Source organism: Sulfuricella denitrificans skB26 (genome assembly GCF_000297055.2).
Lineage (GTDB): Bacteria > Pseudomonadota > Gammaproteobacteria > Burkholderiales > Sulfuricellaceae > Sulfuricella > Sulfuricella denitrificans.
Genome location: NC_022357.1, coordinates 231,135 through 254,479 on the forward strand (window position 1 = coordinate 231,135; position 23,345 = coordinate 254,479).

Sequence of the window (23,345 nt, forward strand, 5' to 3'; positions counted from 1 at the left end):
CCTCCCCCGCTTGCGGGGGAGGGTTGGGGAGAGGGCTTCATGCCGTGGTTAAATAATATGCTCCATTGTATCGCCGTCAAGTTCAAACCTGACGATTTTCAGCGTGCAGCGTGCAGCGCGAATGCCTCGAAGGTTGCCGCGTCCAAAGGTTTGCTGTACCAGTAGCCTTGCAACATATCGCAGCCCTGGTCGCTTAGAAACTGCCTTTGTACGGTAGTTTCTACACCTTCAGCCACTGTTTTCAACCCCAAGCTCCGGGCGAGCTGGATCACGGCGATGGCAATGGCGCTATCGTCTGGGTCCCCGGGAATATCCATCACAAAAGAGCGGTCGATCTTGAGCTTGCTCACCGGGAAGCGCTTAAGGTAGCCGAGAGAGGAATAGCCCGTGCCGAAATCGTCGATGGCGATGCTCAGGCCATGCTGGTTCAGCTGATTGAGCAGGCTCACGGCGGCATCGGGATTTTCCATGACGGAACCTTCGGTGATTTCCAGTTCCAGGGCGGAGGCAGGGACATCGAACTCCCGCAAAATATCGATGATATTGCCCACCAGGTTTTCCTGATGGAACTGTCGGGGAGAAAGGTTTACGGCAAAGCGCAAGTCGGTCAGTCCCACTTCGCGCCAGACTTTGATCTGGCGACAGACTTCGCGCAGCACCCAGGTGCCGATGGGCAGAATCATGCCGTTTTCTTCCGCCAGCGGGATGAACTGGAGGGGCGAAACCATTCCGCGCTCGGGATGATGCCAGCGGATCAGCGCTTCCGCGCCCACCAGTCGACCAGAGGCAATATCGGCCTGAGGCTGGTAATGAACGGTGAACTCACCCTGCGCCAGGGCACGGTGCAGGCTGTTTTCCAGCAGCAGGCGCTCGTTGCTGAACCGGTTCATTTCAGGGCTGAAAAACTGGAAATTATTCCGGCCCATCGCCTTGGCGTGGTACATGGAGGCATCGGCATTTTTCATCAGGGTTTCGATATTGTCGCCATCGTGCGGGTAGAGGCTGATGCCGATGCTGGTCGAACTGTGCAGAACCTGGCCACCGATATGGTAGGTCTGGGAGAGATTGCCGAGGATTTTTTCCGCCACCTGGGCGGCCGCATTGACCACATCGTCGCCTGCCAGCGCCAGCACGAACTCGTCTCCGCCCAGGCGCGCCAGCAGGTCGCTTTCGCGCACACACTCCCTGAGCCGCTGCGCTACTTCTACCAGCAGACAATCGCCGATGTTGTGCCCCAGCGTGTCGTTGATGATCTTGAAGCGGTCCAGATCGATGAACATCAGGGCCACTTCCTGATTCTCCCGTTTGGCCGTGGCAATGACCTGCTCAAGACTGATTTGCAGATGCAAGCGATTGGGCAGCCCGGTCAGTGCATCATGGTGGGCGACATAGCGAATTTTTTCTTCGACGGCCTTTTGTTCACTGAGATCGGTAAAACTGCCGATATGAAAATCAATCTCGCCCTGGGCATTGCGCACCACCGAGATGGTGAGCAATTTGGGATAGATCTCGCCATTTTTGCGTCTATCCCACATTTCGCCCTGCCAGAAACCCTGTTCGCGAATGGCGTGCCACATGCGTTGGTATTCTTCGGCCGTGGCGTGGCCCGCAGACAGAATTTTTGGATTCTGGCCGCATATTTCTTCTGATGTATAGCCGGTCAAGCGGGTAAAGGCCGGATTTACTTCAACAATGCAATTGTCGCAGTCGGTGATCAGGATCGCCTCGCCGCCATACTCGAAAACATGGGCAGCAAGACGCAGCCGAGCTTCGGTACGTTTGCGCTGGAGGAGATTACGAACCCGAACGCGCAATACCGCCGCCACTACCGGCTTGGTGATATAGTCGTCCGCCCCCAGATCGAGGCCTTCGAGCTGGCTTTGCTCGGAGACGTCGGCAGTGATGAAGATCACCGGGATATCGCGGGTCTCGGGATTTTCGCGCAAGCGCCGCAAGACTTCGAGCCCGCTCATGCCCGGCATCACCACATCCAGCAGAATAAGCTGCGGGCGGTCATCCCTCTCGGCCAGATCGAGCGCTGTCGTACCACTGGTGGCGGTTTTTATGCGGTGATCATCGCGTAGTGCTGCCACCAGCACGTGCAGGTTGGCGGGCATGTCGTCCACCAGCAGGATCAGCGGTTTTTCATTCGTCGTCATCATTTCAATGTCAGATTTGGTTTGGACGTCCGTGGTCTCTAAAAATGTTCGCTCTTTACATTTCGTGAACAGATTCTCTGCAAGCCTATGCTACACATCTTTGTTCCCCAATGTCACCCCATAAATAGCCGCCAGTTGCACAACGCTGGCCAATGCCCCGTCATGGTCGAAATGGTCTACCTGCTGCATCAATCGTGCAAGGGCTTTATCGGGCCAGTTCGAGCGGGCGAGGTTGTGCAGGGACTCTGCCAGTTCAACCGGAATCAGCTCCTGTTCCTGCAGGTAGGGTGCCAGACGGTCCAGCATCTGGGTCAGCATCTCCCGGTCGATGGCGTGTTCTGCGGTGGCAGAGAGCGCTGGCGCGATATGGGTGTTGATGGCGTCCAGCGCCGCGGTGAGCGCGTCGACGAAATCCTGGCGGGTGGCGGGTGCGCTCTCTGATTTGAGATCGTCTTCCAGCTGCCCGGCCGCCTTGGCCAGTACTACCGCTCCCAGATTGCCTGCGACGCCCTTGAGGGTGTGCAGCAAAACGGCGGCCTGCGCATTGTCACCCGCTTGCACCAGCGTATCGAGTTGCGCCAGCACCTCCGACTGCTCCCCGGCAAAACCGAGGAGCAGTCGGGCCAGCAGGTTGCGATTTCCGTCCAGTCGGTGCAATGCCATTTCAAGATTGAAACCCGGCAAGGATGCCGGAAGAGCACCACTGCCCGATTCGATGACGCTCTCGGCGCTTTCCCGGGAGGGTTGGCTGCCGGTTGTCACCCATTTCAGCAGCACCCTGATCATGTCCTCGGGGTCGATGGGTTTGGCGATGAAGTCCACCATCCCGACAGCGGCACATTGATCTCTGTCCTCCTGCAGCACCGCTGCCGTCATGGCGATGATCGGCAGCGATTTGCCCTGGGGCAGTTCGCGTATCAGCCGGGCCGCCTCCAGACCGTCCATGATGGGCATGTGCAGATCCATCAGCACGGCATCGAAGGTCTCGGTTTTTACCCGCTCCACCGCTTCGCCGCCATGCTCGGCCAAGGTTAGAGACACGCCACGCCGTTCGAGAAATTCGGCTGCCATCAGCCGGTTGATGGCGTTATCTTCCACCAGCAGAACACGCACTCCCTGCAGGCCCTGCGGGGATGCGACCGTATCGGCGGGGGCGCCGGCTAGAGACAACGGCTGCACCGTGTTGTGGGATGGAGCAACACCGGCCTGAATGGTGAAGATGAAAGCAGATCCCTGGCCTTCGACGCTGGAGACGGAAATCTCGCCGCCCATCAGCTCCACCAGTTGCTTGCAGATGGCCAGGCCTAGCCCGGTGCCGCCATATTTGCGGGTCGTCGAGCTATCGGCCTGGGTAAATGCCTGGAACAGACGCTCCGCTTGACCGCTGGACAAGCCGATGCCGGTATCGCGCACAGAGAAGCGCAGCTGCTGGGTGGCAGGGGTGTGCTCCGCCACTTCAACTTTGATATGTATCTCGCCGCGCTCGGTGAATTTAATGGCGTTGCTGACCAGATTGGTTAGCACCTGGGAAAGGCGCAGAGGGTCACCGAGAATTTCGGCGGGCACATCGGGCGCGATCTCGAGAATCAGTTCCAGCTTCTTTTCCTCAATCCGGGCGCTGAACAGGTCGGCCACCTGTTCCAGGCTTTCCTGCAGGTGGAACGGCACCTGCTCGATACTCATGTGTCCGGCCTCGATCTTGGAAAAATCGAGAATGTCATTAAGTATGCCCAGCAGCGAACGGGCAGAGGCGTGGGTTTTTTTCAGGAAGTCCTGCTGATGGTGGGTCAATTCGGTGTCCAGCACCAGCTGGGTGAGGCCGAGGATGGCATTCATCGGCGTGCGGATTTCATGGCTCATGTTGGCGAGGAATTCCGATTTGGCCCGGTTGGCGGCTTCGGCGGCCTGTCTGGCCTCGATCTGGGCGGCTTCGTTGCGCTTACGGTCGGTGATGTCGAAATGAACGCCCAGCATACGCAGCGGCTGCCCCTGCGCATCCCATTCGACCAGCTTGCCAATGGAGAGGAGCCACTTCCATTCCCCGGACCGGGTGCGCTGTCTGAACTCGACGTGATATTCCGGTATTTTCCCTGCGATGTAGTCAAGATAGGCCGCCGCCACCAAGTCGTGATCGTCCGGATGCAAACGCTCGATCCAGGCTGCGTGCGTTTCGTGGAATTCCGCCGGTTCGTAGCCCAGCATGAGCGCGTATTCGGTGTTGACAATGGCCTCCCCGGTTTGAACATTGAGGTCGTAGAGGCCCTGGCTGCTGGCAGCAAGTGTGAGCCGCAGGCGTTCCTCGCTGACACGCAATGAGTCTTCCGCCAGCTTTTGCCGGGTGACGTCCTGGACTGTGCCTATCGATCGAAGCGGCTTGCCTTCCTCATCGAATTCCGATTCGCAGCGCTCGTGTACCCACTTGATGCGGCCATCGCGCATGCGCAGCCGGTGAGAAATTTCGTAAGGCGTACGGGTCTCGAGCGAATAAGAATAGGCTTGGTTCACTCGTTCGCGGTCATCGGGGTGGATGGCTTCGAGGAAAGCTTCATAGGTGGCGCCGAACTGACTCTTGTCGATCTCGAACAGGCGGAATATTTCATCTGACCAGATCAGCTCGCCCTTCTGCAGATCCAGTTCCCAGCTGCCCAGCTGAGCGATGTGCTGTGCTTCATTCAAGCGCTCTGCACTGATGTGCAGCGCCAGTTCCATGGACCTGCGCGCAGTCACATCCTGACCCGTGGCGAGCACCGAAATGACCTTGCCCTGCGCATCTTTCATGGCCTGGTCGTACCATTCGATCTCGAGTTTTTCACCGCTGCGCGTGACGATGGGGCTGGTGTTGCCGCGTGTCGGCTCATCGTGGACAGCATTCTGGAACAAGATGCGGCTATTGTCCTGGTCGCGTGCCGGCAGGAAGGTGCGGAACCAGTCCTTGCCACTGATCTCGTCGAGCCGGTAGCCGGTAAGCTGTTCGAAATAGGGGTTGACGTATTCGATGATGCCCTGGGCGTCGAGCAGCAGGACAATCACCGGCGCGGTATTGACCAGACCAGCGGCGAAATCGCGCTCGTGTCGCAGTTCCTGCTCCATCTGCTTGCGCGCCGTGATGTCACGTGACAACACGATGAAACGAGGCTCTTGCCCGGGAGCGGTGTTTTTGCGGGAGACGGAAAGCTCGAACCACGAATTGCCACCCGGAAGGGTCAGCTCGAACTGCTGGCCATGTGACCGGCCATTTTTATGTGCCTCTTGCAATGCCTGCATGACAATATCCGCCGCCTCGGGCGGCAGCACATCGAGGACTTTTTTCCCGAGCAGTTCGTCCGCCGGTGCGGCCAGCAAATCATGGCGCTGGGCACGGATATCATGGTAAGTCCCATCCAGCCCCAGTTCAAAAAGAAGATCCGGGATGGCATCGATAGTGGCTTCCAGCTGGTTACGCGTGGCCAGAGTTTGAAGCGCGGCCTGCTTTCTCGCCGTGATATCCACGAACGAACCCATCATGCAGACAGGTTGCCCGGCCTCATCCATCACCCTATGCGCCGATAACTGCAAATCGGCCAGCGCGCCGTCATTCAGGCGGGCGCGCAATTCGCCCTGCCAGTGGCCCTGCTGCCGCAGAAGTTCCATCACTATTTGTGCCTGTTCAGGCTTATCCCAGAATTCGAGCGACGAGCGCCCGAGGGCATCTCCCGGCCCTTGCAGCCGCCATAGATCAACAAACGCCCGGTTTACGTAGGAAATTATGCCATCCAGATCGACAATGGTGATGGCGTTGATCGAGGATTCAATGGCGGCATCCTTGATGCGCAAGTTGGCCAGGCTCTGTGTCAGCTCGGCGGTACGCTGCTCGATCTTCCCCTCAAGCTCCGCATAGGAAGCTTGCAAACGCTCCGCCATGATATTGAAGGAAGTGGCAAGGTAGCCCAGTTCGTCCCGCCCGACCACAGGCACGCGCTGGTCAAGCTTGCCGGCGGCGATGTCCTTTGCGCTATCGCTGAGGTCTTTCAGGGGCGCGACTACACGGCGTCCGAGCAGGAGGGCGCCAAGAAGGGCGGCAAACAGGGCCAGCCCGATAACCGTCAGACTGAAGTTGCGCACCCGGTAAACCGGAGCGAGCGCCTCTGCCGCGTCCATCTTGACCACCATGCCCCAGCCCATGCGGGGCAGGTAGCGCCATGCCGCCACCACGGGTCGTGCCATGTAATCCAACTCGAAACCACTGCCGCGCTCGCCATTCAGGGCGCGAATCATGGGTTCTACGCGATCTTGCCCGTCGAGCGGGATTTTGTGCCTCATCGAAGCATCGGGGTCGGACTTCAGCGGCGTCACCGCCAGCGCGGTGTGCTCGTCCTCCAGGCGCGCCACCACGGTTTCGCCGCTATTTCCCAACCCGGTCTTGTCGAGCAGCACCTGAAATACATGGGTTTTATCGATCTGTAGCGCCAGCACGCCGACCAGTTTGCCCTCAATCGTGATCGGCACAGCGACAAAGGCGGCGATGGCATTGCCCGATGGCGCATACACCGAAAATTCCGAAATTCCGCTTTCCAGCGTGCTCAGCGCATTGCGGGTGACCTTGGCCAGACCGCTGTCGCGATAGGGATCGGTGTACAGATTGGTGGCAAAGTCGGCTTCATGCTTCTGGGAATACACCACCGTGCCTTGCGGGGAAATCAGGAGCAGATCGTAATAACCGGTCGTGTTGAGGAAGCGCTTGAAATAGCCACGGTAGCTGGCATCCAGCCGGCGATAGGCGGCGGATTCGACCCCGTCCCGGGCAAACACTTCGACAAACTCGCCCATAGCCCGGCGCGTGGTATTTCCCTGCGTCTTGATCAAGGCATCGCGGGCGAGTTCGCTCAGATAACTGTCGATCTGATCCGCTTTTTTGTCGGCGATAGCTGCGATTTGCCGGGACGTCGTCTGTTGCATTTCCTTTTCGAAAGTCTGAAACAGACTGTAGCCGATCAGCAGAATAGGCAGCAGCGAGATCGCCAGGAACCAGACTACGAAACGCTGGGTGATGGAAGTGTAGTTCATGGCTGCGCCCCTTCGGCGGATTGCAGCAACTGCAGCCATTCATCGCGGAAGCGATAGCTGGGGAAGGGCGCCGGCTCCAGCGCTTGCCCGGCATCCCAGACGATGTCGAACTGCCCGTCAGGCCTGACCTTGCCGATGCGCGGGGTTTTCCACAGATGCCGGGTGTCCGGGTCGATGGCCACCATTCCTTCGGGTGCATTCAGGGTCTGGCGCAATATCGTGCGCTGTACCTTGGCAGGTTCTGCGGAGCCGGCTTCGCGCGCCGCCTGCACCCACAGATGCAGGCCGATGTAGGCGGCTTCCATCGGGTCATCGGTCATCCGGTCAGCGCCGAGGCGGGCCTGAAATGCGGCGACGAAACGGCGGTTTTTCTCCCCCGGCAGGGACTGGAAGTAACTCCACACCGCATAATGCTGACTAAGCTGGGCGCCGCCCCACGCTTTCATCGTGGCTTCCGTCACGCTGAAAGAAACCAGCGGCAGATGGGCTAATCCGGCTTTTCCCAACGCGGCGAAGAAATGGGCGTTGCTGTCTCCGTTGAGGGTGTTCAGCACCACATCCGGGCGCTGCCTCGCGATATCTGCCACTACCGTCTCCATGGCGCTTTCCCCCAGCGGCAGGTAGCGTTCCCCGGTCAGTACTGCGCCTTGTGCGGTCAACAGGTCCTTGATGATGATATTGGCCATGCGCGGGAAGACGTAGTCCGAGCCCACCAGGTAGACGCGTTTGCCCAGATTCTCCAGTGCCCAATGCACCCCGGGGATGATCTGCTGGTTGGGCGCAGCGCCGGTGTAGATGATGTTGGGCGACATCTCCATGCCCTCATACTGCACCGGGTAGAACAGCAGGTGATGGTGCTTTTCGACCACCGGCTTGACTGCCTTGCGGCAGGCGGAGGTCCAGCAGCCGAACAGGGCGCTGACCTTTTCTTCAGTGATCAGGCGCTCGGCCTGCTGGGCACAATAGGTCGAATCGGAACGGCAATCCACCACCACCGCTTCGATTTTTTGCCCCATGATGCCGCCCGCTGCATTGGCTTCCTCGATCGCCAACCGGAGGGTGTTCACCAGCGGTTTTTCGCTGGCTGCCATGGTGCCGGTGAGGGAGTGCAGTACGCCGATGCGGATGTTCGGCGGGGGAGCCGATTGCTGCCACCAGGTGATGAGGGCGTAAATCACCAGGATGACCAGCACTATCCGCCCGACGAGAAACAAGCGGTTGAATTTCATGGGCGGTCGATGAGTGGGCGCAACGGCATACCGGCTCCATTGTTTATTTGCTTGCGCCGATTGTACCGTTGAGTTTGAAGCTAGGGAATATCTTTAGTAATTTTGTCGGATACTCGACAAACCCACCCCTTTACTTCGTCCCCGGTTAATACCCCAGCGCTGGGGCCAGCCACTTCTCCGCTGTCGCCATGTCCCATCCCTTGCGTTTGGCATAATCTTCGACCTGGTCGCGGCCGATCTTGCCGAGGGCGAAATAGGTTGAGTCAGGGTGGGCGAAATAGAAGCCGCTCACCGCTGCCGTGGGCAGCATGGCAAAACTTTCTGTGATGGTAATGCCGGCCTTCTCCGGTGCCTGGAGCAGTTCGAACAGCGGGCCTTTTTCGCTGTGCTCCGGGCAGGCAGGGTAGCCTTGAGCGGGGCGGATGCCACGGTATTTCTCAGCGATCATGTCTTCATTGGAAAGCGCCTCGTCTTTCGCATAACCCCAGAATTCGCGCCGCACGCGCTCATGCATCAGCTCGGCGAAAGCTTCGGCGAGACGGTCGGCCAGGGCCTTGAGCATGATCGCGCTGTAATCGTCGTGATTTTTCTCGAATGCAGCGACATGCTCGTCGATGCCGATGCCTGCCGTCACCGCGAAACCGCCGAGGTAATCCTTCGCACCCGACGCTTTGGGTGCGACAAAATCAGCCAGGGCCAGATTGGGTTTACCCGGCGATTTCACGGCCTGCTGGCGCAGGGTATGGTAGGTCATCGCTACTTGGCTGCGACTTTCATCGGTGTAGATTTCGATGTCGTCGCCGATGCTGTTGGCGGGGAACAGACCGATCACGGCGCGCGCTTCCAGCCATTTTTCATCGATGATGAGTTTCAGCATCGCCTTTGCGTCGGCAAACAGCTTTGTCGCCTCTTCGCCTACGACCACGTCGGTAAGGATTTTCGGATAACGCCCGTGTAGTTCCCAGGCCATAAAGAACGGCGTCCAGTCGATGCGCTCGGCGATCTCCGCCAGCGGATAGTCATTAAATTCCTTGAGGCCGATAAAAGTCGGCGCCGGCGGGATATAGGCGGCCCAATCCGGCTTGAGCGCATTGGCACGCGCTTCGGCCAGGGTCAGGCGTTTGGTTTCATTGGAGCGACTCTGGTGGCGTTCGCGGATCGCTACATATTCATCGGCGATGCCCTGAACATAAGCGTCGCGCAGATCGTCGCTCAACAGGTTGGAGCACACCCCGACGGCGCGCGAAGCGTCTTTCACATAAATCACCGGACCGGTGTAGTGCGGCTCGATTTTTACCGCGGTATGGGCGGGCGAAGTGGTGGCACCGCCAATCAAGAGCGGCAGCTTCATCCCCAGCCGTTCCATTTCCTTGGCGACATGCGACATTTCTTCCAGCGACGGTGTGATCAGGCCGGACAAGCCGATGATGTCGGCCTTTTCGTCAATGGCTGCCTGCAAAATTCTGGCCGCAGGCACCATCACCCCCAGATCGACCACGTCGTAATTGTTGCACTGCAGCACCACGCCGACGATGTTCTTGCCGATGTCGTGCACGTCACCCTTGACCGTGGCCATGATGATCTTGCCCTTGGCCTTGGCCACCTCGCCGCTAGCGAGTTTTTCGGCCTCGATGAACGGCACCAGATGCGCCACTGCCAGCTTCATCACGCGGGCGGATTTCACCACCTGGGGCAGAAACATCTTGCCGGCGCCGAACAGATCGCCGACCACGTTCATACCGTCCATCAGCGGGCCTTCGATCACGTGGATCGGGCGCTCAGCCTGCTGCCTGGCTTCTTCGGTGTCTTCGACGATATAAGTGGTGATCCCTCTGACCATGGCATGCGAGAGTCGCTCGCCCACGGTTCCTTCGCGCCAGGCGAGGTCTTCGACCAGACTCTTGGTCGCGCCCTTGAAAGATTCGGCGAATTCCACCAGACGTTCGGTCGCGTCAGGCCGGCGATTGAGCAACACATCCTCAACCCGCTCCAGCAGATCCTTGGGGATTTCCTCATAAACACCCAGCTGACCGGCGTTGACGATGCCCATGTCCATGCCGGCCTTGATAGCGTGATACAGGAAGGCGGTGTGAATCGCTTCGCGCACCGGTTCGTTGCCACGGAAGGAGAAAGATACGTTGGACACGCCGCCACTCACTTGAGCGTAAGGCAGGGTCTGCTTGATGATGCGCGTGGCTTCGATGAAATCGACGGCGTAGTTGTTGTGCTCTTCGATGCCGGTAGCGACCGCAAAAATATTCGGGTCGAAGATGATGTCCTCGGCCGGGAAGCCAACCACCTCGGTGAGCAGCTTGTAGGAACGGGCGCAAATCTCGATCTTGCGCGCCTGGGTATCGGCCTGGCCCTGCTCGTCGAAAGCCATGACCACTGCCGCTGCACCGTAGCGACGACACAGTTTTGCGCGCTCGATAAACTCGGCTTCGCCTTCTTTCATGCTGATGGAGTTGACGATGGATTTGCCCTGTACGCATTTCAGCCCGGCCTCGATCACCGACCACTTCGACGAGTCGATCATCACCGGCACTTTGCAGATGTCCGGTTCGGAGGCGATCAGGTTGAGGAATTTCACCATCGCGGCCTCGGAATCCAGCATCGCCTCATCCATGTTGATGTCGATGATCTGGGCGCCGTTTTCCACTTGGGCCTTGGCTACTTCCAGTGCCTTGTCGTATTCGCCGTTGATGATCAGGCGGGCGAACATTTTCGAGCCGGTGACGTTGGCGCGCTCGCCGACGTTGACGAAGAGCGAGTCCTCACCGATGTTGAGCGCTTCCAGACCGGACAGGCGCAGCTTTTTCTCGATTTCGGGAATGACGCGCGGAGGCAAGTCTTTCACCGCTTCGGCGATGGCTTTGATGTGCGGTGGCGTGGTGCCGCAACAGCCGCCCACGATGTTCAGCAAGCCGCTGGCCGCCCATTCGCGCAAGTCCGTCGCAATCGCCTCAGGCGTTTCGTCGTAACCGGTTTCCGACAAGGGGTTGGGCAGGCCGGCGTTGGGGTGGGCGCTCACATAGACGTTGGAAATATTCGATAGCTCTTCCACATACTGGCGCAAATCCTGCGCACCGAGGGCGCAATTCAGGCCGATCGACAGCGGTTTGACGTGGCTCACCGAGTTCCAGAATGCCTCGGCGGTCTGCCCTGAAAGCAGGCGACCGGACAGATCGGTGATGGTGCCGGAGATCATCACCGGCAACTGAATTTGATGGGTCTCGAAATACAGTTCGATGGCGAACAGTGCAGCCTTGGCGTTGAGTGTGTCGAAGATCGTTTCGACCATCAGAATATCTGAGCCGCCATTCACCAGTCCGGCAATCGCCTGGGTGTAAGCGTCCACCAACTGATCGAAGCTGGTGTTGCGGAAGCCGGGGTCGTTGACCTCGGGCGAGATCGAGGCGGTGCGGTTGGTCGGTCCGAGCACGCCGGCAACAAAGCGTGGCTTGGCCGGATTTTTTGCTTCGAATTCGTCCGCTGCGTCGCGCGCCAGCTTTGCCGCCGCCACGTTAATCTCGTATACCAGACCTTCCATGTGGTAATCCGCCATGGCGATCGAAGTGGCGTTGAAGGTGTTGGTTTCGAGGATATCCGCTCCTGCCTCCAGATAGGCGGAATGAATTTCGCGGATGATCTGCGGCTGGGTCAGCACCAGCAGATCGTTGTTGCCTTTCAGGTCGCTGCCGTAGCCGGCGAAGCGTTCGCCGCGGTAATCCGCCTCCGTCAGCTTGTAGGTCTGGATCATGGTGCCCATGGCGCCATCCAGGATCAGGATGCGCTGTTTGAGTTGGGCGTGGAGCAGGGCGGTACGGTCTTGGTGGCTCATGGCAAAGGTGTATTGGTAGATAGATAGTGCCTATAATAACATCAGCCAATCGAAACAAGCGCCCTTCACCATGGCCTCCTCTCCCGCTTGTGGGAGCGGATGGTGGAGAGGGACCCGCAAAGATCAAGGAGCACAATATGCAACACATGACACCCAAACAGACGTACGAATTCCTGCAGTCCAACCCTGAAGCGGTATTCGTCGATGTGCGCAGCGAAATGGAGTACCTGTTCGTCGGTCATCCCGAGGGCTCGATGCTGGTTCCCTGGATCGACGGTCCCGACTGGGAAATCAATCCGGATTTTATCGGTCACGTGAAAAAAGCTGCCAGCGTGAACCGACCGGTAGTGCTGATCTGCCGCTCCGGACGCCGTTCGGTAGATGCCGGGCTGGCGTTGGAAAAAGCCGGACTCCAGGACGTTTACAATGTGCTGCACGGCTTCGAGGGCGATCTGGACGACCATCATCACCGCAACTCGCATAACGGCTGGCGCCACGAAGGACTGCCCTGGGCGCAGACCTGATAAGAAGTCCTGAGTGCCTGGTATCGCTGCGATGATTTTTTGAACTCGGGACTCACTAACCGGTTGGTTTTTACGGCGAAAGAAATGCATAATGCGCGGCTAGGCCATAATTAAAGCGTGACTCGGTGGAACCTGTGGAACTTCTGAAGCAGAACCTGGCGATCGAACCCGATCTGCAGAACTTTATCGGTTTTGTCCTTGAAAGCGTAACCCGGCTTGGGGGCAACCCCTTTGCCGCTTCCATCGCTTCGCTCGACCTGATGAAGAAGTTGCGTGGCGCCGGTGCCGGCACTGGCTACCCCCTGCCGGCCAGCTTGCTGCTTCAGGGCAAGCAACTGGTGGCGCAATGGGGGGAAAGTGTTAAGTCACATGCCCAGTTGTCCACCCTCGCTCAACCGCCACAAGCCGAGATTATCGAACAACTGCGCCAGCACCTGCTGAATTCGACCGAGTCCGCCGACCCAGCCCTCCTGTTCCAGCGCAACGCGGAAATGACGCGCCACTTCAACGAAACCCGTTCCCGCACCGAAAAAGAGCTGGAAACCCTCCAGCAAACCCTGGTGAAACGCCAGACCGAACTACACGAATCCCTGCGTCAGGCTGAAACAGATCCGCTCACCGGGCTCCTCAACCGACGCGCCTTCGATGAAAAACTCGGCCAGGCCTTCCGCCACACCATGCGACAAAAAGTCTCGCCGCTATCGCTGATCATGCTCGACCTCGACCATTTCAAGGAAATCAACGATCACTTCGGCCATCAGTTCGGCGACGCCTACCTCAACAAGATGGCGCACACGCTGACACACGTCATCCGAGAAGATGTGGATTTCGCCTTCCGGACCGGCGGAGATGAATTTGCCATGGTCCTGTTTGCCGACTACCCTCAGGCCTGCAACAAGGCGACGCAAGTCCTGCGTTTGATGGAAACCAAGGTCAGCATCGGCATCAGCACCATCAACCCGAGCACCCCGGATAGTCTCACTGTTGAAGAATTCATACTGCACGCCGACAGCGCCTTGTATGAGGCGAAAAATTCCGGGCGTGGCCGGGCCGTGGTCGATCTTTGCTCTGTGTCGGACAGCGGCGACTGCCAATTTCCCTGCATGAAACTGGCGAATTCCACCCATGGCTAAGGTTTACGATAGCGCAACGGATTGTCGGCTGCTTTACAACAGCCCGGTACAGAATGAAAGCGCGCTCATTCTGTTGCGCTCAAAACTATCGGCAATCGCGCAGCGCCTTGGTTTTTCGGACGGAAAACGGGAGAACATGCTGCTGGTCGCCTCGGAAATGGTCAGCAATCAGGTCAAACACGCTCAAGGACGCGGCCTGTTCCAGGTTTGGCAACAGCCGGGTCCGATTCTTGACATCGTCGCACTGGATTTCGGCCCGGGCATTTCCTGCCTTTCCCAGGCTCAGCAGGACGGCTACTCTTCGGTGAACACCCTGGGCAAGGGGCTGGGCAGCATCTACCGTCTCAGCGACGAATCGTTCGTCTATACCCAGAAGGAAAGTGCCGCCCCGGAAAAAAAATGGAGTGGTGCCGTCTTTTTGTCGCGCTTCCATCCCGGCAGAAAATCCGCCCCTGAAAGAGCCCCCGGTTCCGCCCCGCGCATGGCTTCAGGGCTGGAGATCGGTCTGTTTTCTCGCTCGTTGTCGGATGACCGCTACAACGGTGACCGCATTTATTTACAGCAGACCGGCGACGCCCTGCGCTGGCTGCATCTGGATGGACTGGGTCACGGCCAACTGGCTCAGGAGGCTACCGCCAATCTCGCCGCACATTTATCCCACTGCGACTGCGTCGACTCGATTCTGGCGGCTGTGGATCGCCAGCTTAAGGGCACCCGAGGCGCAGTGGCCATTACCGGTGAGCTCGGCCTTGCCGGCCAGTCCCTGAATATCCTCGGTGTGGGCGATATGCACGCCCACGTCATGAACGAAGAGGAAATGGTCAACCTGTCATTCGCTCCCGGCGTACTGGGCAAGGAGCACCAGAAACCCGACCAGTTTCAGCTCGGCATCGGCAAGCGTTGCCTGGTGATCACCTGTACCGACGGCATTCGCCGCAACTGGGACACCACCAACTTTCCCGGCTTGTTCCACCAGCACCCTCAGTTGATTGCCTATACGCTGGGGAATATCATGGGCAGAATTTCAGACGACCAATCGCTTTGCGTTGCCAGCATCAACTAATTCAGAACAATAAAAGCATCATCTTGAAGGGGGAAAACCATGGCACAAGAAAAATCCACATCCGCCAGCGCTAAATTGACAGAACTGCTCAAGCTTCAGGTCGGCAGCATTTCGGAGACCATCGAAAAAGAAGGTCGTACCATTTTCGGCGGCAGCAACAATCTGCTCGGCACCGACGAGATCACCGATTTCTGCATCGAGTTTCTGCAACTCCTGGTTGCCTTGCTCGAATCCAGGGATCCGCACGATGATGGCTCGCCCCAGTTCCACGCCCTGGAAATGTTTTTTAATGGTTTGTCGAAGCAAATCCTGGTGCGCGGCGGCCGGGTGGAAGACCTGGTGCGCTACATCCAGTTCATGCAGCGCACCCTGATCGAAGCATTGGCTCATGATAAAAAGAACACCACAGTCGACGACACGCGCGATGCCCTGCTGTTTCTCTCCGGCACCTTCAATGAGCTGATTCTGGCAGTATTCCAGGCCTACCTCGATGAAAAGGAACGCACCATCAACGCGCAGGAAGCGGAATTGCGCGAGACTGCCACGCCCATCACCGAAATCTGGGATGGCGTGCTCACCCTGCCGATCATCGGCACGCTGGATTCCAACCGCACCATGCTGGTGATGGAGGCGCTGCTTAACCGCATTGCCAAGGAACACGCCAACGCCGTGGTGATGGACCTGACCGGGGTGAAAAATATCGACTCGCAGGTTTCCCATCACCTGATCCAGATGATGCGGGCGGTACAATTGATGGGGGCGGATGCGATCCTTACCGGCATCCGGCCGGAAATCGCTCGCGCACTGACCAGCCTGAACATCGACATGAGCGGCGTCACCACGCGTGCCAGCCTCTCCGACGGGCTGAAGGAAGCATTCCGCCGCATGGGCATCCAGGTCAGCCACAAGGCTATTTAAGGCGTGTCCATCCCCGGTCTGCACCTGACCCAGATCGGCAGCGGCGATTTTTTGCTGGAACCGTCGCGCAGCCTGAATATCTGCGATCAGGACCAACTGATCGAACGCATTGCCACGCGCCTGCAGCAGGCTCGTGCGTCGCGTTTGTATTACGACCTTGCCGAGCAGGCGATCATCGATCCGGTTTATTACGCCTGGCTCAACGCCCTGGCGCGTACCACCGGTGCGATTAACGTCAGGATGGTGTGTGTCCACATGCAACCCACGGCTGCCTTCGCCCTGGCGCAGTTTACACACGAAATTCCGGCATTCGAAACCGCCCTGGATATTTCCGGCTGGCAAAGGACGGAGCAATAATGGATCTCACGCAGCTATTCAAATTCATGGCTGAAAAGCAGGCCTCGGACATGTACATCTCTGCCGGTGCGCCGGTGCTGATGAAGATCGAGGGCGAAACACTGCCGCTCAACAATCAGGTGCTGGATGGGGAAACCGTCAAGAAAATCGCCTATTCACTGATGACCCCGGACGAAATCAAGGCGTTCGAAGCGGAACACGAGATGAACTTTGGATTCCTGGTGGAAAACACCGGTAAATTCCGCATCAATGTTTTTCACCAGCGCGGCGATGTCGCCCTGGTGGCGCGTTTTGTCCGCGACCAGATCCCCTCGATCGAATCGCTCGGCCTGCCGGCTATCCTGAAAGAACTGGTGATGGAAAAACGTGGCCTGATCCTGGTGGTGGGCCAGGCAGGGTCGGGGAAATCTACCACCCTGGCGTCGATGATCGATTACCGCAACACCAACAGAACCGGTCATATCCTGCTGATCGAAGATCCCATCGAGTACCTGCATGCTTACAAAAAATCCATCGTCAACCAGCGCGAGGTGGGACTCGACACCAACTCCTACTCCACGGCCCTGCTCAACGCCGTGCGCGAAGCGCCGGACGTGCTGATGATCGGCGAAATCCGTGACCGCGACACCATGCAGCAGGCGATGATCTACGCTGAAACCGGGCACCTGATGATGTCCACCCTGCACGCCAACAACAGCTATCACACCCTGAACCGCATCATCAATCTGTTCCCCCACGAAGCGCGCAACCATTTGCTGCATGACCTCTCGATCAGCCTGAAGGCGGTGATTTCGCAGCGACTGGTACGTGGAGTGAACGGCAAGCGTTTGCCGGCAACGGAAATTCTGGTGAACTCGCCCTATGTTGCAGAACTGATCAAGAGCGGGGAGACGGACAAAATCAAGGAAGCGATGGAGCAAAGTCTCACTGCCGGCTCGCAAACTTTCGAACAGGCGCTGTTCGCCCTCTATCGGGAGGGTAAAATCAGCCTGGACGAGGCGCTCGCCAATGCCGACTCTCGCACCAATCTGTCTTGGCTGATCAACAACGAAAAGCGCGATGGGTCCGATACCCGGTCCCCCGACGATCCTCCTGTCGATGTAGCCACGGGCACCGACTTCGCCGGCTTCGCCCTCAATAGCGACAAAGTCTGACAGGTCGCGCTTATTCCGTAGCGAAGCGCCGGTACTGGATCGCCTCGGCAATATGTCCGCTGCTGACCCCCTCGCTGCCGGCAAGATCGGCGATGGTTCGCGCCACCTTGAGTACGCGGTGATAGGCGCGGGCGGAAAGGTTCAACCGCGCAATCGCCTGCTTCAGCAACCCTTCCCCTGCCGCATCGGGCTGACAGAATTGGTCGATCTCCTGCGTGGTCAGCAGGGCATTGGCTTTGCCTTGCCGCGCCAACTGCCTGCCATAGGCGGCTTCCACGCGGGCCTGAATAGCCGCGCTGGGCTCACTCGCTCCGTGTTGGGTAAGGTCACTCTCAGGCAGGGCGGGGACCTCAATCTGCAAGTCGATGCGATCGAGCAACGGACCGGATATTTTTCCGCGGTAGCGCGTCACCTGGTCCGGGGTGCAGCGGCATTTTCCACCGGGGTGGCCGAGATAACCGCACGGGCAGGGATTCATCGCGGCCACCAGTTGAAAGCGCGCTGGAAAGTCAGCCTGGTGGGCGGCGCGGGAAATGGTAATACGCCCTGATTCGAGCGGTTCGCGCAACGCCTCCAGCACAGGGCGCGCAAACTCCGGCAGTTCGTCCAGGAACAGCACCCCGTGGTGCGCCAGGGAAATCTCGCCAGGGCGCGGGTTGCCGCCGCTGGGGGGATTTTTGCTTTTTTAGAATTTAGTATTATTATTTAAGAATGCCAACGCGCAAAATCCGAGCGTGCCCTGTAAAGGTGACCGGTACCGCACCCGATGGGCAACAATTCGAGTCCACCATCGAAGAGGATTTCTTTGTCTTGCTCCGCTTCAACCGTTCGGTAGCGAGTTTCGAGGCACAACCCGTCAAGGTTGAATGGCTAGACGCCAAGGGAAAAATCCACACCTACACCCCAGACGTTCTGGTTCACTACCATCAGGATATGGACGAATCTGTCAGCAAGCCGCCCCTGTTATGTGAGATCAAACCCGACCACCCTGAAGACGCTCCCCAGCCAGTCAAGCGTAAACACCCTTACAAGGAGAACGCGGCCGAAAACGCACTCAAGTGGGCCGCCGCGAAGCGCTACGCAACGGCACAAGGCTGGGAGTTCAGCGTTTTCCGTGAAAAGGATGTCCGCACGCCCTACCTGAAGAACGTTCGTTTCCTGCTCCGCGCCCTGGAGAAAGTGAAGGACTCCCATTTCCAGCCGGAATTACTCGAGAAGCTGGATGAGAACGGCTCCCTTACTCTGGATGAATGGGCCGGCACCCTGGCGTCAACCCTGGAGGCACGGGCCAAGGTCCTGCCAGCCTGCTACCGGCTGATCGCCCTGCAGCGCGTGGAGGTGGATCTGGAGCAGCCGCTTACGCTCCAATCCATGGTGAGGGCGATGTCCCATGCCTAACACCATCCCACTCCAGCCTGGCGACATCGTTTCCTTCCGAGACCAGAACTGGCGGATCCTCCACGTGGAAGATTTCGAGCGGGTACTGGCCACCCGGGTTTCCGACCAGCGGCACGATTTCCTGCCTATCGCCGAACTGGGTCTTCCAGTTTGGGACGGCACCGCGACGTCCAAGGACTCCCAAGGTAAGCCCTCCGACGAGATGGGTACTGCAAACATTCCCACTTCCCGGAACGCGCAGCGGCTACTTAAGCGCAAGATTCGCCAATTCATGGGCGAGGAGCTGACCGAAGAGCAGAAAAAATTGCTCGACAATGCGATCAAAGAATTCAAGTCCATCATTGTCATCCTGAAAACGCCGCGACAAGCGCGCGGGCCGCTTGTGGACGAACTTTGCAAGAAGTTCAACATCAGCACGGCGACCGCCTACAGGCATATCGCGCTCGTGCGGCTGCATGGATCGCCAGAGGCCATATTGCCCGCCGTCCGCGCCGACAGCGGACATTACCGCTTGAAATCCGAGGTGCGGGAGGTCATGCGCGATCACCTGCGCAAATACCGGTTCATCGAAGAACCCAAGACCCTGTCCAATATCCACGAGCTGATAAATGGAGCGCTCAAAAGAGGGACGTACCAGATAAAGGAATGCAAGGGCATATCGCTCTCCGCGCTGCGCAACATGGAACAGGAGACCACGCTCAAGGAAAAGCTCCTGCTGCAGGGCCGCAAGAAAATCGTCAAGGACAAGTTCGGTTCCAAGGTTGGGAAGCTTCCGGACAATGATTACCCGCTGGCTATCGTCCAGGTCGACCATACCCCGACCCAGGTCTGCCTGGTGGACGAGCTAGACCGGCAACCCATCGGCGATGCCTGGCTGACGCTCGTTATCGACACCTACTCCCGGATGGTCCTGGGCTTTTTCTTATCCCTCGACCCGCCGTCCACGCTTTCCACCGGCATGGCGCTCGCGCATGCCTTCCTGCCTAAGGAGGATTTCATGCGAAGCGTGGGGGTGAGCGGCGAATGGCCGTGCTGGGGATTTCCCGACATTGTCCACGTGGACAATGCAGCCGAGCTGAACGGGCGCATGATGCATGGCGCCCGCCGTCTTTACCGTTTCGACCTGAGGGACCGGCCAGTGGGCTCTCCCAACTTCGGCGGGCACGTCGAAAGCGCTTTCAAAACGTTCATGTATGAATTCAAGAGCCTCCCGGGCACGAAGTTCTCCAACCCAACGGAAAGAGGTGAATACGATTCCGAGGGTAAGGCGATTTTCACGATCGCTGAATTTGAGACGTTGTTCACGGAATTCCTGGTCAACGACTACCATCTGAGGAAACACAGGGGCAAGGAAATGGACAGGCTCACCCCCCTGCAGAAGTGGAAGAAAGGCATATTCGAGGGGGATAGCATGCCTCCAACGGGCCTGCCCGAGCGACCAGCCGATCCTATGGCGCTGCGCATTTCACTTTTGCCGTTCTATATGCGGACTATCCGCAATGGGATAGTGGAGATTTTTACGGAAAACTACCACAACCCGGCATTGACCCTGATCGGAGACTCCATCAATCTGGAAAAGCCGTACGCCGAACGCCTCTACGAGGTCCGCTACGATCCCCGTGATATCTCCCAGCTATGGCTCCTGAATCCGGCCACGGGGGATTATCTGGATATCCATTTCACAGACCTGCGCAAGGGCTCGATCAGCCTGTGGGAACATAACGCCCGGAAGAAGCGCCTGGGCGACCCATCCGCGCAGTTCGCTGATCAGCGCTACGAAAGCAAGCAGCGGCGGGAGGAGTTCAAGATCACTTCCGCCCGGCGGACAAAGCAACAGCGCCTGGCAAATGAAAAGGAACGCCGCCGAGCCGAAGGCTCCTTGGTCAAGCCGCCCCCTTCACCCAATAGCCGCTCGGCCGTGTCCGCCCATAAAAAACCGCTCGACCCGGAGCGCCTGAAGGCCCTGCGCGACAAAGTTCGGCCAGCGGCTGTAGATCCGTCGATCATCAAGGAGAAACCAGATGACACCTGAAGAACGCTATCCACATTTGACCGACGAGGCGGCAGTGATGGCTGATCAGGACGATGGGCACCGGATCGCCTACATTTCACGGGACCGGTTCATCTCCCATCAGCAGGCAGAGAGCATCCTCGACGAGCTCGAAGCGCTCTACAAGGTAGAGGATGCCGTACGACCGCAAGGGCGACTGGTAGTGGGACGGTCTCTCATGGGGAAGAGCACTCTGTTCGACGAGTTCCTGCGAAGACACCCCGCCGATGACAACCCGGATGGAGATGCCGCGATCATACCGATCGTATCGGTGCAATATCCGGATACGGCCAAGGAGGGCATCTACCCGGAAATACTGGCGAGTCTGAATGCCCGGATACCCGCCAACACCAAAGCCCCGGAACTGCGGCGGGCGACGGTCGAATTGCTCCGCCAGGTGGGGATGCGGGTGCTGCTGATTGATGAAATACACAATTTGCTGGAGGGCAGCGCCAACTCCCAGCGTAAGGGGCTGAACTCGATTAAATACCTTATGAATGAATTACATCGCCCCGTAATTACTGCAGGGACGATCGAGGCGCTCAATGCGATTCGCACGGACGAACAGATCAGCAGTCGGCTCACCCCGCTGCCTTTGGTGCGTTTCAAGGACGACGACGCGTTCCAGGAGCTGCTGCAGTGCTTCGAACTGATGCTGCCTCTGCGAAAGCCATCATATCTGGGCGACCCAGAACTCAGCAGCGTCATTTACCAGCATACGTTCGGCATCGTTGGCCGAGTGGCGGAGGTGCTCAACAAGGCGGCGATCTACGCGATCCGTGAAGGCATCGAATGCATTACGGCCGAGATGATTGAAGAGCATCGCTGGGGAGTCCAGGATTACAAAGAATTGAAGGAGCAGTTGTCGTGACCCCATTGTACGGGCTATCCGGTACCCGGCTGCCCGTGCATCCCCAACCCTTGCCCGACGAACTGCTGACCCACTGGTTCATGAGGCTTGCCCATATGAACCAGGTGAAGGCGCAAACTCTGGCGGACAGATTATTCGGTCGGCAGAGCGCTTTCTGGGCTCGCGACCAGGACAAGCTGGCTTCCCCTGCCGTCATCTCACATCTCGCTGACATGACCGGCAAGAACCCTGACGATCTCCTTGCGCTGACCCTTGCTCCTTTCGAGGGGGTTCTCTACCAGCACCACAATCCCAACGGGAATACTCGGTGGATCATGCCGCTGGGTGTGTATCACCGCACCCGGCGACGCTATGGGCTGCAGTTCTGTCCGCTGTGCCTGGCCACGGATGCAGAGCCATACTTTCGACGAAGTTGGCGGCTTGCCTTCGCTACGGTCTGTGAACGACATGGGGTACTGATGCATGACCGCTGCCACCGATGCGGTGCACCGGTCGCTTTTTTCCGGCGCGAGCTGGGGCACCGGGATGATCACCGGTTCGAACCTGCGGCCAAATGCCATGCCTGCGGCAACGACCTTTCACGGGCTCCGGCCTGGGATCCGTCCGCCGGTGACGTGCATGCACTCATCCAGCTGCGCTCCCTGGCGACTTTTTATGACATGGGGTGGACGTTCTGCGGGAATGAGGTGTACCAGTATGGACATACTTTCATGGACGTTCTGCACCGGATGTGCAATTTCCTTTCATCGACTAAGGGGAAGAAGCTGCTGGCGGTTGCAGCCGGGGAAAGTCGGTTGGTGGACATGGCGGTAACGAGCAATGGGCGAGATTTCGAATCACGGCCACTGATTGAACGGCATTATCTGCTGCTAGCGGCACTCTGGCTTCTGATGGATTGGCCGGACCGGTTCGTGCAGGCATGCATCCTAGCCAGGACAACCCAATCGAGGCTACTTTCCGACTGGGAGCCACCATACTGGTTCGAGAGCGAGGTTCGGAAGCGATTGGATCGGTCTGGATACACGCCAACAGAGGAAGAGGCGAAACATGCCGCGGCTTATTTAGAACGGACTCAGCAAAGGGTGTCGGGGAAATCGGTTGGTCAGCTAATTGGTAACCCGGATTCCATGGCTGCCACCGCCTACCGGAAGCAGAAGCCGCGGACGATGACGGAAGAAGAGATGGAACGTTTTTTTGCCGGGATCGATGAAGCAATCCGCTCAAAGCCGAAAGGGTCGAGAGCCAGGCTGCTTCTGGAAAGGGATCGGGCGATTTTTTGGTTTATTCGGCTGACTGGGATGTCTCAACGTCAAGTTCGGACGATAACTGTTGCCGAGGCATTGGCGCTGGCGAAGATGGGCAGGTTGGCTGGGCCGGGACGAAGCAAGCTGGAAGGAGTGGTTCTGTCTTATCTGCGGGATGTGAGGCCGGCTCTAGTGAAAAGTCGGGACAATCGGATATTGTTTCTGGCGGCTAATGGGTCGGAGATGTGCGCGGAAGCGCTGAGACAAAGATTTGTGGGCAAATAAACCGTGCAAGGTTAAAGTTGGTTTTACCTACCTTTTCCACACAAGAGACCATCTGCCGCACTTTGCAGTATTTTTT

14 protein-coding genes and 1 pseudogene are annotated in these 23,345 nt (G+C 58.2%); 10 read left to right on the top strand and 5 right to left on the bottom strand.

Features of this window, described 5'->3' with window-relative positions; all coding sequences use genetic code 11:
- Window positions 1-98 precede the first annotated feature (98 nt).
- From SCD_RS01090 to metH, 4 genes are all read right to left on the bottom strand, one after another.
- On the bottom strand, window positions 99-2,162 hold the full coding sequence (locus tag SCD_RS01090) for a putative bifunctional diguanylate cyclase/phosphodiesterase (protein WP_009206985.1): 2,064 nt from the start codon (window positions 2,160-2,162) through the stop codon (window positions 99-101).
- An 87-nt stretch (window positions 2,163-2,249) separates the two neighbouring features.
- Window positions 2,250-7,202 (bottom strand): PAS domain S-box protein, encoded by a 4,953-nt coding sequence (locus tag SCD_RS15505; protein ID WP_009206984.1) that lies wholly within the window; start codon window positions 7,200-7,202, stop codon window positions 2,250-2,252.
- Window positions 7,199-8,431 (bottom strand): ABC transporter substrate-binding protein, encoded by a 1,233-nt coding sequence (locus tag SCD_RS01100; protein ID WP_009206983.1) that lies wholly within the window; start codon window positions 8,429-8,431, stop codon window positions 7,199-7,201. Before SCD_RS01100 ends, SCD_RS15505 begins: the two co-directional genes overlap by 4 nt.
- A gap of 145 nt (window positions 8,432-8,576) precedes the next feature.
- Window positions 8,577-12,272 (bottom strand): methionine synthase, encoded by a 3,696-nt coding sequence (gene metH, locus SCD_RS01105; protein WP_009206982.1) that lies wholly within the window; start codon window positions 12,270-12,272, stop codon window positions 8,577-8,579.
- Window positions 12,273-12,409: 137 nt separating this feature from the next.
- On the opposite strand from metH, the gene SCD_RS01110 reads away from it, so the two are divergent.
- The 6 genes from SCD_RS01110 (at window position 12,410) to SCD_RS01135 (ending at window position 17,421) form a co-directional block, all read left to right on the top strand.
- Window positions 12,410-12,796 carry a rhodanese-like domain-containing protein gene (locus SCD_RS01110; RefSeq protein ID WP_009206981.1) on the top strand — a complete coding sequence of 129 codons (387 nt, stop codon included), beginning with the start codon at window positions 12,410-12,412 and terminating at the stop codon, window positions 12,794-12,796.
- 134 nt (window positions 12,797-12,930) lie between these two features.
- The gene (locus SCD_RS01115; protein WP_148290720.1) at window positions 12,931-13,929 is read left to right on the top strand and encodes a GGDEF domain-containing protein; all 999 of its coding nucleotides are present in this window, start codon (window positions 12,931-12,933) and stop codon (window positions 13,927-13,929) included.
- Window positions 13,922-14,992, top strand: a complete 1,071-nt coding sequence (locus tag SCD_RS01120) for an ATP-binding protein (RefSeq protein ID WP_009206979.1) — start codon at window positions 13,922-13,924, stop codon at window positions 14,990-14,992. Before SCD_RS01115 ends, SCD_RS01120 begins: the two co-directional genes overlap by 8 nt.
- Before the next feature lie 39 nt (window positions 14,993-15,031).
- Complete coding sequence (locus SCD_RS01125) at window positions 15,032-15,910, top strand: STAS domain-containing protein (RefSeq protein ID WP_009206978.1); 879 nt, start codon at window positions 15,032-15,034, stop codon at window positions 15,908-15,910.
- 3 nt (window positions 15,911-15,913) lie between these two features.
- Window positions 15,914-16,267, top strand: a complete 354-nt coding sequence (locus SCD_RS01130; protein ID WP_009206977.1) for a hypothetical protein — start codon at window positions 15,914-15,916, stop codon at window positions 16,265-16,267.
- Window positions 16,267-17,421, top strand: a complete 1,155-nt coding sequence (locus tag SCD_RS01135) for a PilT/PilU family type 4a pilus ATPase (RefSeq protein WP_009206976.1) — start codon at window positions 16,267-16,269, stop codon at window positions 17,419-17,421. Before SCD_RS01130 ends, SCD_RS01135 begins: the two co-directional genes overlap by 1 nt.
- A gap of 10 nt (window positions 17,422-17,431) precedes the next feature.
- Here the strand turns inward: SCD_RS01135 and SCD_RS01140 are convergent.
- Window positions 17,432-18,085 (bottom strand): annotated as a pseudogene (locus SCD_RS01140) (ATP-binding protein); the annotation flags it as partial.
- Window positions 18,086-18,168: 83 nt separating this feature from the next.
- Between SCD_RS01140 and SCD_RS01145 the strand changes: the two are divergent.
- From SCD_RS01145 to SCD_RS15515, 4 genes are read left to right on the top strand one after another with little or no spacing between them, the layout of a single operon-like run.
- Window positions 18,169-18,819 (top strand): TnsA endonuclease N-terminal domain-containing protein, encoded by a 651-nt coding sequence (locus SCD_RS01145; protein ID WP_161626918.1) that lies wholly within the window; start codon window positions 18,169-18,171, stop codon window positions 18,817-18,819.
- Window positions 18,812-20,851: a Mu transposase C-terminal domain-containing protein gene (locus SCD_RS15510; protein WP_009206973.1), complete on the top strand. Its 2,040-nt coding sequence runs from the start codon at window positions 18,812-18,814 to the stop codon at window positions 20,849-20,851. The genes SCD_RS01145 and SCD_RS15510 overlap by 8 nt, the downstream gene beginning before the upstream one ends.
- The gene (locus SCD_RS01155; protein ID WP_009206972.1) at window positions 20,841-21,740 is read left to right on the top strand and encodes a TniB family NTP-binding protein; all 900 of its coding nucleotides are present in this window, start codon (window positions 20,841-20,843) and stop codon (window positions 21,738-21,740) included. The genes SCD_RS15510 and SCD_RS01155 overlap by 11 nt, the downstream gene beginning before the upstream one ends.
- Window positions 21,737-23,269 (top strand): TniQ family protein, encoded by a 1,533-nt coding sequence (locus tag SCD_RS15515; protein ID WP_009206971.1) that lies wholly within the window; start codon window positions 21,737-21,739, stop codon window positions 23,267-23,269. The genes SCD_RS01155 and SCD_RS15515 overlap by 4 nt, the downstream gene beginning before the upstream one ends.
- Window positions 23,270-23,345 lie beyond the last annotated feature (76 nt).